This window comes from Caulobacter vibrioides, from assembly GCF_002310375.3.
Classification (GTDB): domain Bacteria; phylum Pseudomonadota; class Alphaproteobacteria; order Caulobacterales; family Caulobacteraceae; genus Caulobacter; species Caulobacter vibrioides_D.
Genome location: NZ_CP023315.3, coordinates 672122 through 684720, shown reverse-complemented (window position 1 = coordinate 684720; position 12599 = coordinate 672122). Strand labels below are relative to the sequence as shown.

Sequence of the window (12599 nt, the reverse complement as noted above, 5' to 3'; positions counted from 1 at the left end):
CATCGCCGATGAGGCGCAAAAGCCAGCCCAGACGAAATACAGGTGCGGAAGGTTCGGCGCTTGATCTATTCGCGATCATTGAGCGTGCCAGCTAAAAATCGGCGACTGCATGTTGGTTGATCGCCCAGGCTCTCGTTTTGAAGATGATAGGCACTCGAGGGAAATTTGTTTTAAGTGGGCCTCGCTGGCTCGTCTTGGTCAAGGCGATGCGTGCGAACATAGGATACGCTCAGCATGCGCAATCTCCCGTTTCTTGGTTTGCTCGCGACCACAGCGCTCGTGACGCTACTATGCGGCTGCGAGCGCCCCAGCACTTCGGCGCCGGCGCTTCCACAGACTGAGGTCGCCGCCGCTCAGACGGAATCGCCAGTCACAAAGGCGCTTCTAAACCAAGGACTTGAGCGAGCATCTAAGGCGTTCAGAGGCCAAGCAGTCGCAATTGAAGCCTTTACATCACTGTCTCTCCAAGGAGAGGTCGTTTGCGTGAAGTATATCGCAATTAAGCCCGGCGCCGAAAAAACTTCTTATTTTATAAGTTCGCCAAGCGGGGTGGACTTAGCGCAAAGCGAAATGAGTCCAAGATGGTCGGAAAAATGCTCATCAAAAATCAAAAATATTCATCTTGATCAAATCGATGTCGAATTGAATTCTGCCAGAAACACGCTCCAAACTGGGCCGAAGACACCAAAATTCAACACCCCATAGAATTCAACTTCACTTAATTAATTATATTAGCATGATATATATTTAAACTGCCAAATGCTTTGGTGATAAAATGCCAGAAAAGGCCAATTTATTTCTGAAATATATAATCTACATATCGATTAATTACTCACCGTCCCAAAGCAAAGGCCTTGGAGCAATCTGCGAGATGCGTGCGCCATACGACAGGCCGCACCACAACACGATCTACGCGGCGCCACAATGAATAGCGAAGTGACATCAGTTGGAGATTTTGGGCTGTTAACTCTTGGCGCGTATACCGACCACGTGGCACATGCACGACAAACAAAACTGGTGGGGCTTCAATGCGCGCAATCATCAATGGCGGCGTCACGCCGAAAGGCATAGTTAAGGTCAGCGGCGCGAAGAACTCCGCAACGCGCCTGCTTTCCGCCGCCTTGCTCACCGATAGTACGGTAGAGCTGAGCAGCTTCCCGACCCAATTGGTCGATGTGGGCCATAAGATTCGCTTCATCCGAGCGCTCGGCGGCCGCATCGATGTAGACGATGCGTCTGGCTCGATCGTGGTTGATAGCTCGAACTTCAAGTCCACCGTACTTGAAGACTACGACTACCCTATCCGCACCACTTACCTTTTGGTGGCGGGGCAGATTCTCCGCTCTGGCGTCGCTCGCATTCCCTATCCCGGCGGCTGTAAGATCGGTAGCCGCGGCTACGACTTGCACATCATGGTCTGGCGCCAACTCGGCTGCGAGGTCGAGGAGCTCCCGGACTACATCGAGGTGCGCGGCGGGCGCTTCAAGGGCGGAGAGATCCGCTTCCCGATCTCCACCGTGGGCGGTACGGAAAATGCGCTGATCTGCGCCGCGATCGCCGAGGGCTCGACCGAGATCATCAACGCCTACATCACGCCTGAGATCGAAGACCTGATCGACCTGCTCAAGCGCATGGGCGCGCAGATCGAGGTCTTTGGTAACAGCCACGTCCGGGTCCACGGCCGTGGCGCGCTTTCCGGCGCCCGCAAGAACGTGATGTATGACCGCATCGAGGCCCTGACCTGGATCGTCTATGCCATCATGACGCGCGGCGAGCTCCTGATCGAAGGCGTGCCCTTCGAAGCGATGCGCTCACCTCTTCTCTACATCGAGAGCGCGGGTGTCGACCTGCTGGCGAACAGCAACTCGATCTACGTGCACCCAGGCTGCATCAAGGAGGGCCGCGTTCAGCCCTTCGAGGTTCCCTGCGGCGCGCACCCCGGCGTGATTTCGGACATGCAGCCGTTCTTCACGATGCTGGGTCTGAGCGCCACCGGCGTCTCGCGCGTGTTCGACTATCGCTATCCGGAGCGGGTGGGGTACGTCCACGAACTCGCCCGCTTCTGCCAGCCCGGGGCGCTGGAAGCTGAACATGGCAAGATCACTGTCCACGGCCCGGGCGTCTATCGCGCCGCTGAGGCGACCTCGACCGATCTCCGTGGCAGCATGGCGCTCATCCTCGCCGCGCTTTGCGCGGACGGCCGCTCCGTCGTCAACGACGCGCACATGGCGCTGCGCGGTTACAACGACCTGAAAGGCAAGCTGGCCAAGGTCGGTGTTGAGATTGAGGTGCAGGAGAGCGACGAACCCGCGCTCGCCGCCATCGCATGACGACGCGTAGCGTTTCGCGCGACATCGTCGACACCCTGGCGCGCCTCAGCGGCGCGCCAGCCGTGGAAGACGCCGATCTGAGGGGCTACAGCCGCTGGCGCGCTGGCGGAACCGCGAGGGTCGCCATCGAACCGGTTTCCGCCGAAGCGACGCAAGCCTGCCTTTCGTACCTGGCGGACAAGCCGTTTCCCAAGGTGATCGTCGGCGACGGCTCGAACATCCTGTTCGATGACGCCGGCTTCGACGGTGTCGTCATCCGCATCGGCGCAGCGCAGTCGGCGGTCCAGTTCGACGGCGAGAAGGTTCGCGCCCAAGCGGGCATATGGGTCCCGCAGTTTGTCCATCGCCTGTGCCAAAGGGGCTTGGGCGGCCTTGAACATGCGATCGGGATCCCCGGCACCCTCGGCGGCCTTGTCGTTATGAACGGCGGCAGTCGGCGGCTTGGCGTCGGACGAAACCTCCTGCAGGCGCGCGGTTGCGACATCAACGGCGTGCCGTTCGAGCGTGATCACGCGGCTTGCCAGTTCCGCTATCGAGGATCCACGCTCCAGGACGACGGCCTGATCATCCTGGAAGCCGATTTCGCGTTCACGCCGGTCGATCGCCAAGCGCTGCGCCGAGACATGATCTCGATCATGGTGGAACGCCGGCGCAAGTTCCCCAAGAACCTTCCCAATTGCGGCTCCGTCTTCCTGAGCGATCCGAAGATGTACGACGTGGTCGGCCCTCCCGGCGCCGCCATCGAGCGAGCAGGCTTGAAGGGCTTGAAACTGGGCGACGCCCAGATTTCGCCCCTGCACGCCAACTTCATCGTCAATCTCGGCGCCGCCAAGGCGGGCGACATTCTTGGACTGATCCATCATATCCGGACGACCGTTCACCAGCAGACGGGGTTCTGGATGGACGCCGAAGTGAGGCATATCGCGCCGGACGGCCGCATTCGCCCCGCGCATGAGGCCGCCGCCAAGCAGGCCTCAACCGCCATCCTGGCCTGACACCGTGTCATCACGCCTTGTAAAAATCGCGACGGTGTTGGCCTCGCGGGGGCTGACGCGGGTCTCTCAAGTCGTCGCGTTTCTGTTGCTGGCCAGGGTGCTGTCGCCCGAGGGGTTCGGCGCCTATGCGGTCGTGACTTCGGCTATCTTCCTGGCCGGGCAGATCGGAACGCTTGGCCTGCGTCAGGCCGCCGCCTACCGCATTGGCCAGAAAATCATGTCCGACGGCGAAGCCGTCGGCGTCCTCGCCGCCTTCTGGCCCGTCGCGGCCGTTCTATGCGCGGCTGGCGTCTACGCCTTCAACCAGGACAGCTTCGAGGCGCTGGGCCTGGGATTGACTACAGCGGCCCTAATCGCTTGCGCGGCGGTGCTGCTTCTCAACCTGATGCAGGGCGTGTTCCTGGGCCGAGGAGAGATCAAGGCCTTCGCGTTCTCGGACTCAGGCCCCCGCGTCCTGCAATCGGTGTTCGCCGCCCTGCTCTGGCTGTTTGGTGCGCTGACCCTTGATACGGCTCTGTGGAGCTTCGCAGCCGGGTTCATCCTTCTGGCGCCCATGGTGATCTGGATGGCCGCCCGTCCGGCCAACAAGCTCGACCTGGCCATCGTGCAGGTTCCAGCCATGGTCCGCCACGGCTTCCTGTTCGCGGTCTCGGCGTTCCTCGTCATGCTTCAGGGGCGCATCGGCGTCTTCTTCCTGTCGGGCGCCGATGGCGAAGTGGCCGCAGGCCAGTTCTTTGCGGCGCAACGCGCCAGTGAGATCTTCCTGGAATTGGCGACGGCCGCAGGCCTGGTGCTGTTCTCGGAAACCGCTCGCGGCGGCGCCACCCAGGAGAAGCTGGAGTCGGCCGTACGAACGGCGACAGGGCTTTTCGTCATGTTTCTAGGTGTCGGCGCGGTCGCCGCCGCAACCGCGCCCTGGCTGGTCGTGACCCTTCTGGGACCTCAATACGCCGGCGCGACGGACGCCTTGAGGATCCTGGCGATCGGCCTGGCGCCCGCAGCGGCGGTGAGGATTCTCAATAGCGTCATCGCAGGAATGGGGCGGCCTTATATCAGCGCGGGCATCGTCCTGGTCGGCATAGTGGTGAACGCTATCGCCTGCGCCCTGCTCGCGCCAAAGTTCGGCGCGTCGGGCGCTGCGATGGGTATGGCGATAGGACAGTTCACAGCTGCGCTGGGGTATCTGATTGTATTGCGCCTGACCTTCAAAGTCCCACTCTCGACACTCGCAGCAATTCCGGCGCCTCGCCAGTTAATTGGTCGAGTTCGAGCGCGTTTAAAAGATCTATATCTAAAGGCTAAGCGCCCGCCCGGAAAATTGGGAAAATAGAGCGATGTCCAGTATTGTAAGAACGATAAGAAAGCCAAAGGATGGCGCTACGCCGATTGTATTTATCATTTGGTCATTACCAACGCTCTGGCTCATCGGTGGCGAACGTCTTATCTCGCCCATTGTAATTATGGTAACGACCGTGTGGTTCTTGTCTAAGCGCCCTATCGAGCGCCGGGGCGTCCCCTCAACTGTAGCTTGGGGGATAGCATTTCTAATAGCATACTTGCTCAGTATTGTGAGCGTAGAAGGCATCCCCCGATTGTTCACATTTCTATGGGACCTAACGATATACGCAGCATTATTCTGTATAATGTATCTATCCTATGCGTATGTAAGAACAAGAGAAGAAATAGACCGAATTTTATTAAATATTGTCCTAATGGTACTACTGGGCCACACCCTCGCTGTTGCGTACCTCATTTTTGGAGAGATAAGATTCAACACCTTGATGGGCTATATACTGCCCGGAGAAATAAAGAATACCGCCATGGGCAAGATGATTGCAGTCCATAGTGTCGGCCGATCCCTTTGGTTCTTTGGCGTGAATGACAGATTGAGTGCAATTTTCGGCACATCGATCCACTATGGATCAGCAATCATGCTGACTATTCCAATAGTTTTCAAGTTCATGTCTGAGGCGAGAGGCACTCGCAAGATCGCGTTCGCACTACTACTGGCGCTGTCTCTCTATCTACTCGTTTATGCGCAAGCACGAACCGCACTTCTACTGACCACCGCCCTACTCATCGCACTCCCTGCTGCGTACTCCCTCGCCAACGCGAGAGCTCTGACGCCAGCAACCACATTCATGATCGCATTGGCCGGGTTCGTCACATTCATGATTATCGGCGTATTTTATGCCGATAGAATCAACGCCCTATTTGACGAGTACTTTATTCAAGCGCGAGCCTCGAGTGCACGCGAGCGCTTCGACGTCTATCGCCTAAGCTTCGCCGACATTATCGAAAGGCCACTCATTGGGTATGGAACGCAAAAGACTGTCGATAACTTGTCCATCCCACTAGGCTCGCACAGCTGGTACTTGGCAGCTATCTACAAGCATGGATTGTTCGGATTCATACCATTTCTTGGAGTAATTATCTCCCTCAACAGCGCTGCTGTTCGCAACATATTTCAGTCGCGCAATATCAGAGATCAGAAAACCTGCGTAATGCTGTCGGGAACTTTGCTCACGCACGCTCTGCTTTCAACATCCCTTGAGCCGGTAGTGGGAGCAATCCACCTTTTCATTTTCGGTTCGATTGCTGGCTGTGCGCTTGCCTATCATGCGATTCTAACTACTGAGCGCTCGGTTCAATCGCAAAGGCCACGATAGAAAAGGGGCCGCCTAGCGACTCGCTAGGCGGCCCCTTTTTTTGCGCGGCGACCAGCCTACAGCCAGAAAGCCTTACGGATAATGTCCACTGGTTTCATTCTCAGGCCATCAATGCTGCCCTGCTCAGCCAACATCGCGCACTCATGGTAAGTCGCTAGCGCGCCAGGGAGCTTGTGGAGCCGATACTCGGCATTCAGACGAGACGCAAAGAAGCCCTCGATCGACGCCATCATTCCGGTCGCGCGTCGCACGTCATCGGGCGAGACACTGCCCACCTGCATGGCCGCTGTACGCACAATCTGAACGACGTCGAAATCAAGGCAATAGGGCACCGCCTCCATGAAGGGGGCGTGGGCGCGGAACAGCTCAGAGGACTTAGCCAGCAGCGATTCTGGGGCGATATAAGACCGACCAGCGGCGTGATTGACCCAGAGGATGTGAGCGACCCCGCCCAGATCCCCGAGATCGGGGTCGTGGCGTACGCCATACAGAAGCCTGAAGAGCTTCTGCAAAGCCTCCACCTTGTAGAGCTTGATAAGGCCCGTCTTCCTGTCCAAGCACTTGTCCGCCCCCGCCAGGATACGTTCTGCGAGAGGCTTTAGCGCCGCAGCCGGCGCGTATTGGCTGTGTCCGAGCGACCAAAGGATCGAGGGCGCTCCGCCGATCCAGTGGCTGACCCGCCAGTTATGATGACCCAGCCACTTCGGGTAGCGCGGCGTGGCGCTCTGCTCATCGATGATCTCGTCAAGCATGAGCTCCCGTCCCTCCAGGACGCGAGCATAGAGGTCGCCATGATGCGGGCGGAGTAGATTCAAGGTTCCGAACGCGTACGCGCAGTTATGGACGTTCAGTTGGTTCGCCTCACCACGCCGCTTCCAGCCCGGCAAACCGTAGCCGGATAGCAGCTGGGCGAAGTTGGCGGCGGCTGATGGGTGAATCCGCCCAATCTCGCCAGTCAACTCCAGAGTGTAGACGAGGTCACAATGCTCCTCGACCGTCGCCTCGCACGCGCCGCCCGTCGTCCAGAACGCCAGAAGCGCGCCATGGTGGCGCTCAAGATAGTCAAGGACATGCTGCTTCACGTTGCTACCCCAGATATTAGGCCGCCTGGATACCCAGGACCTTGAATACGAGATCACGAGGCCCAGACATCAAGGGACTTGAGAAGACGCGACCAATAATCGCCAGCGCCGAGCGCTGCATCCCGCTATTGAGGTTCTTCGCCATGCGCTCAGCTTGAGCGGCATTGCCCCAAGCGATAAGGCGCAGACAGTTCCGCAAGACACGTTTCTGCAATTCCGGATCGGTCTTTGGGACAATGGCGTCAGGTCCCTTCTCCTTGAGGACCGCAAACATGCGCTCCTGCTCCTCAGGATCTTTCACCGCCATGCGTTGGCAGGTCAGGAAATATTGGGCCTGAACGGCGGCCTTCTCAGGCGCGTAGGAAACGCCCTCGAACTGGATGAAGCGCTTGTAGAGCGACTTCTTGACCGTTGCGAACCGCGCCAGCCTGATCATACGGAGCCAAAGATCGTAGTCCTGACAGTATCGGAACTCGGGCCGATACCCTCCAGCGGCGTCATAGACGCTACGTCGATACATGACTTCGCCGTGTGTGAAGACGTTACCCTTCGCCAGCGTTTCCAGTGTCACGTCGTCGGCATTTGGCGTTCTAAGGCGCACGATGCCGTTCTCTTCCACGACATTGTCGTAGTGAGAGCCAACGGCGCCGACCTCTGGCCGCCTCTGCAAAACCGCCGCCTGCTCGGCGATGCGATCAGGCGTCGAAACGTCACCCGAGCCCTGGACAGCGATGTACTCGCCGCTGGCTTGGGCAATCGCGTTGATCATCCCGCGCGTGAAGCCCATGTTGGACTCGTGCTGAATGATCTTCAGCCGTGGATCATTCCGCGCAGCATAAGTCTTGAGGCGCTCCGCGGTGTCATCGGGCGAGCAATCGTCGAATACGATGATCTCGAGGTTGGGATAGGTCTGATCCAGCAACGACTGGAGCGTCCGATCGAGCAACGCGCCCCGATTGTAGTAGCCCGTAATGACCGTTACGCGCGGAAGATGTTCGTCAGACATAGAGCCCTCAGCCACTGTAACGCACCATGCGGTAGATCGAGTGGGGATTGGTAATCAGATACCGAACGCCAAGGCGCCGCGGCTCAAGAAGGGTGCGGAACAGCCATTCCAGGCCGGCCTTCTGCACCCAGACGGGCGCACGCGGCGCGTCACCCGCCAAATAGGAGTACAGCCCGCCGCAGGTCTTGACCCAGCCCACCCCCCGAAGACGGTCGCGGTTGGCGACGGACCAGAACTCCTGCTTCGGCTTGCCAAGGCCCACCCACAGAACATCAGCGCCGCTGTCGACAATGGCCTGACAGACTTCAGCGTCCTGTTCGGACGAGAAGTAGCCGTTTCGACGGCCGACGATCTGCAGAGCAGGGTAAAGCCTTTGCATCGCCTCGGTCGCGGCGAGGTTCTGATCTTCCTTGCCGCCGAGGATAAAGAACTTCAGCCCTGCGGCCTGCGCGGCCTCTGCGGCGTCGTGAAAGAAGTCGGTCGTCGCCGCGCGTTCCGGCAGCGGCGTGCGGGTGAGAAGGCGCGACGCATTCACCACCGACATGCCGTCGGCGTGGATGATGTCGGCGCCGTCCATGGCGTCGGCGAACTTCGGATCTTCGCCCGCCAGCGCGATACCCTGGCCATTGGACGAGAAAACCAGCTTCGGGTCAGCCTTGGTCGTCCGGGCCGCCAGGCAGTCCTTGACCATGATCTGGGCGAGTTGAGCGCGTGTCGCAGCGACAGTGTTGAAGCCCCCAACCCGGACGAGCGGATAACCGTGATAGGCGGCTGTCATGGCAGAGCGGGTTCCTGCGTAGGAGTATGAACTGACCGCCGCCACGCCACAAAGCTCGCCAACCCCTCGGCCAGCTTGACCTTGGGCTTGTAGCCGCAAAGGGCGTGGAGCTTGTCGATATTGGCGTAGGTGGCGGTGACGTCGCCGGGCTGCATGGGGCGGAAGACCTTGTTGGCCTCGATCCCCAGCGCTGTCTCCAGCGTGGTGATCATATCCATCAGGCCAACAGGGTCGTTGTCGCCGATGTTGTAGACCTCGTGCCCGCCCTTGGCCGGCGGGTTGTCGAGGACGCCCAGGATGCCGTCGACGATGTCGTCGATATAGGTGAAGTCGCGGGCCATCTTGCCCTCGCCATAGACCTCGATCGTCTCGCCCTTCAGCATCTTTTCGGTGAAGCTGAAATAGGCCATGTCCGGGCGACCCCACGGGCCATAGACGGTGAAGAACCGCAGGCCCGATTGCGGGAAGCCGTAGAGCTTGGCGTAGCTCTGGCTGAGCAGTTCGCACGAGCGCTTGGTGGCGGCGTACAGCGAAACCGGGGTCTCGGCCGGGTCGCTCTCCTTGAAGCCGTCGCCGTTCAGCGGCCGGTCGCCATAGACGCTCGAGGAGCTGGCGTAGACCAGGTGCTCGACGCCGGCGTGGCGGCAGGCTTCCAGCACCGAGAGATGGCCGGCCAGGTTGCTGCGCTCGTAGGCGAACGGGTTCTCGATCGAGTAGCGAACGCCGGCCTGGGCGGCCAGGTGGATCACCTGCCTGGCGCCGGAGGCCTTCACTAGGTCGGCGAAGGCCTCATGATCGGCGATGTCCATACGGAGCATCGTAAAGCCGTCGCGGCCGTCCAGGCGCGCCGCGCGGGCCTCCTTGAGCGCCGGGTCGTAGTAGGCGTTGAAGACGTCGACCCCGATCACCGCCTCGCCGCGATCAAGCAGGCGCTCGGCTACGTGGTAGCCCACGAAGCCGGCCGCGCCCGTGACGATGATCGGAGGCATGCCTTAGCCGCGCCCGATGGAGGCGTAGGTAAAGCCGTGGCGCTCCATCTCGGCCTGCTTGTAGACGTTGCGCAGGTCGACGACGACCGGGGCCTTAAGCAGGCTCTTGACGCGATCAAGGTCGAGCGCGCGGAACTGGTCCCACTCGGTCAGGATCACCAGGGCGTCGGCGCCCTCGGCGGCGTCATAGGCGCCTGCTTTGAACTCAACGCCGGCCAGCATATGCGCGGCTTCCTTGGCGCCTTCCGGGTCGAAGGCCTGGACCTTGGCGCCCATGGCCTGCAGGGCCGGCAGGATGTCGAGGCTGGGCGCGTCGCGCATGTCGTCGGTGTTCGGCTTGAACGTCACGCCCAGCACGCCGATCGTCTTGCCGCTGAGGTCGCGGGTGCCCATCGCTTCGGCGACCTTCTCGGCCATGGCCTTCTTGCGGGCGGTGTTGACCTCGACCGTGGTCTCGATCAGGCGGGTCGGCGCGCCGTACTGCTGGGCGGTCTTCACGAGGGCGATCGTGTCCTTCGGGAAGCAGCTACCGCCATAGCCGGGGCCGGCGTTGAGGAACTTGCCGCCGATCCGCTTGTCCAGACCAATGCCCTTGGCCACCGACTGAACGTCGGCGCCGACCTTTTCGCAGAGGTCGGCCATCTCGTTGATGAAGGTGATCTTCATCGCCAGGAAGGCGTTGGCCGCGTACTTTATCAGCTCGCTGGTGCGACGGCCGGTGAAGACGATCGGGGTCTCGTTCAGCGACAGCGGGCGGTAGAGGTCGCGCATCACCGCCTGGGCGCGCTCATCGTCGGTGCCGACGACCACGCGGTCAGGACGCTTGAAGTCCTCGATCGCCGCGCCTTCGCGCAGGAATTCGGGGTTGGAGACCACCGCGAACTGGGCGTCGGGGCGCACCTTCTTGATGATCGCCTCGACCTCGTCGCCGGTGCCGACCGGCACGGTCGACTTGGTGACCACCACGGTGAAGCCGTCGATCAGACCGGCGATCTCTTCGGCCGCCGCATAGACGTACGACAGGTCGGCATGGCCATCGCCGCGACGGGTCGGCGTGCCCACGGCGATGAACACCGCGTCGGCGTCCTTGATCGCCTGGGCGCCCTCGAGCGTGAAGAACAGGCGGCCCTCGCGCACGTTGCGCGCCACCAGATCATCCAGGCCCGGCTCGAAGATCGGGATCTCACCGCGCTCCAGGCGCTCGATCTTGCTCGGGTCCTTGTCGATGCACGTCACCACGTGACCGAAGTCGGCGAAGCACGCCCCCGACACCAGGCCCACATAGCCCGTACCAATCATCGCTACGCGCATATTTTCCCCACCGCGTTCCCTGCCCAATCAAGCAGGACATACAAGTTGAACTTAAGACCAGCCTCGTACAGCCCTGTACAAGCCGGAGTGTGACTACTTGGTTGAAATGACACCGTCACGACGGATGTTTGTTCAACGCCCGTCGTGGATCGATGGCGTCGGCCGCAAAACGTGGCCTCAGTAAGCGTTTTCGCCCATGAGCAGATGCGGCACGGTCATGAGCAGGATCTTGATATCGCCGCTCAAGCTCCAGCGCTCGATGTACTCGTTGTCGGCGTCGATACGGGCGGCCATCGCCTCGACCGTATCGGTGCCACCGCGCAGCCCCTTGATCTGGGCCAGACCCGTCAGGCCCGGACGCGCGCGGAACCGCAGATGATAGTTGGCGATCAGAGCGCCGTACTGATCATCGTGCGCCAGAGCGTGAGGGCGCGGCCCAATGATCGACATGTCGCCGCGGATCACGTTCAGCAGCTGGGGCAACTCGTCGATGCTGGTCTTGCGAATGAAGCGGCCAATCGTGGTGATGCGATCATCGTCACGCTTGGCCTGAACGACCTTGGAGCCGTTCTCCTGGCACCGCATCGAGCGGAACTTGAGGATCGTGAAGCTATGGCCATTGAGGCCGCCCCGCGACTGGCGGAAAAGCACCGGCCCCGGCGACTCCAGCTTGATCAGCAGAGCGACGAGAACAAGCAGCGGCGCGAAGAACAACAAAGCGCCCCCGGCAACCAGGACGTCCATCGCTCGTTTCAGCGGATCCTTAGCGACAGGCGACGCCATAACGGCGTGCGCTCGCTTCTCCGCAGTCGGATTAGATACGATCAGCACGTGGTCCCCACCAGTCTCAGCACCGGGTCTTTTGCCCGATATTTAGGAAGGCTTTACTAAATCATCGCTCCGCAAACAACCGCCTCAAGGGATCGTTAACCACGGTTTTCGCAATCGTGTGTCTTTTTGCGCGATCGGCGAACATTTTAAGCCTTTCGCGAAGGCGCCGCACGTTCTGCGCGCATCCCTATTAACTCTAGTGTTTTTCAGCACTCGCCTATCAATTGAGACAAGACACGCGCGTCGGTGACGGAGACTTGGCGATAGCGGTCCGGCTAGAGCCCTGAAAGAGACGACGACAACTTCGGGTAAGGGCCAGATTGTAGCCTTCACGAGCGCTATGAATAGCTCATGCTTGGTTCCCGGCGGCGTCCTTGCCCCGCAGCCCACGTTGCGCGACTTGCGCCACACGCGTGCGGCCGAACTGGCGACGGCCGGGACCAGTGACGCCGCGATCATGAGCCAACTTGAACATGCGTCCGGGCGAGCGATGGAAATCTATCGCGGACCGGCGCCCTTGGGTTCGATCTGAATCGCGGCGTTCGCCGGGAAAGTCGGATTTCTGAAGGTATACTAGAGACTGCTAGAGACCCTAGTCGGGTGGGTGG

Annotated in this window: 11 protein-coding genes; 5 read left to right on the top strand and 6 right to left on the bottom strand. The window is 60.3% G+C overall.

Going from position 1 to position 12599, the window contains the following annotated elements:
• Nucleotides 1-234: 234 nt before the first annotated feature.
• The 5 genes from CA606_RS03290 to CA606_RS03270 all read left to right on the top strand — a co-directional run bounded on the left by CA606_RS03290 (nt 235) and on the right by CA606_RS03270 (nt 5994).
• Nucleotides 235-705: a hypothetical protein gene (locus CA606_RS03290; RefSeq protein WP_181242758.1), complete on the top strand. Its 471-nt coding sequence runs from the start codon at nt 235-237 to the stop codon at nt 703-705.
• A 323-nt stretch (nt 706-1028) separates the two neighbouring features.
• Complete coding sequence (locus tag CA606_RS03285) at nt 1029-2330, top strand: UDP-N-acetylglucosamine 1-carboxyvinyltransferase (protein ID WP_096052402.1); 1302 nt, start codon at nt 1029-1031, stop codon at nt 2328-2330.
• On the top strand, nt 2327-3325 hold the full coding sequence (gene murB, locus CA606_RS03280; protein WP_096052403.1) for a UDP-N-acetylmuramate dehydrogenase: 999 nt from the start codon (nt 2327-2329) through the stop codon (nt 3323-3325). Before CA606_RS03285 ends, murB begins: the two co-directional genes overlap by 4 nt.
• Complete coding sequence (locus tag CA606_RS03275; protein ID WP_096052404.1) at nt 3282-4655, top strand: polysaccharide biosynthesis C-terminal domain-containing protein; 1374 nt, start codon at nt 3282-3284, stop codon at nt 4653-4655. Before murB ends, CA606_RS03275 begins: the two co-directional genes overlap by 44 nt.
• Nucleotides 4656-5145: 490 nt before the next feature.
• On the top strand, nt 5146-5994 hold the full coding sequence (locus CA606_RS03270; RefSeq protein WP_181242757.1) for an O-antigen ligase family protein: 849 nt from the start codon (nt 5146-5148) through the stop codon (nt 5992-5994).
• Nucleotides 5995-6050: 56 nt separating this feature from the next.
• On the opposite strand, the gene CA606_RS03265 is transcribed toward CA606_RS03270, so the two are convergent.
• From CA606_RS03265 to CA606_RS03240, 6 genes are all read right to left on the bottom strand, one after another.
• A complete protein-coding gene (locus tag CA606_RS03265; protein ID WP_096052406.1) occupies nt 6051-7076 on the bottom strand; it encodes a hypothetical protein in 1026 nt (341 codons plus the stop codon).
• Nucleotides 7077-7092: 16 nt separating this feature from the next.
• Nucleotides 7093-8082, bottom strand: a complete 990-nt coding sequence (locus CA606_RS03260; RefSeq protein WP_096052407.1) for a glycosyltransferase family 2 protein — start codon at nt 8080-8082, stop codon at nt 7093-7095.
• A 7-nt stretch (nt 8083-8089) separates the two neighbouring features.
• Nucleotides 8090-8860, bottom strand: coding sequence for a WecB/TagA/CpsF family glycosyltransferase (locus CA606_RS03255; RefSeq protein ID WP_219933446.1), 771 nt, complete (start codon nt 8858-8860; stop codon nt 8090-8092).
• Nucleotides 8857-9849: an NAD-dependent epimerase/dehydratase family protein gene (locus tag CA606_RS03250; RefSeq protein WP_096052408.1), complete on the bottom strand. Its 993-nt coding sequence runs from the start codon at nt 9847-9849 to the stop codon at nt 8857-8859. The genes CA606_RS03255 and CA606_RS03250 overlap by 4 nt, the downstream gene beginning before the upstream one ends.
• A gap of 3 nt (nt 9850-9852) precedes the next feature.
• On the bottom strand, nt 9853-11160 hold the full coding sequence (locus tag CA606_RS03245; protein ID WP_096052409.1) for a UDP-glucose dehydrogenase family protein: 1308 nt from the start codon (nt 11158-11160) through the stop codon (nt 9853-9855).
• Nucleotides 11161-11337: 177 nt separating this feature from the next.
• The gene (locus CA606_RS03240; protein WP_096052410.1) at nt 11338-11991 is read right to left on the bottom strand and encodes an exopolysaccharide biosynthesis polyprenyl glycosylphosphotransferase; all 654 of its coding nucleotides are present in this window, start codon (nt 11989-11991) and stop codon (nt 11338-11340) included.
• Nucleotides 11992-12599: the final 608 nt, after the last annotated feature.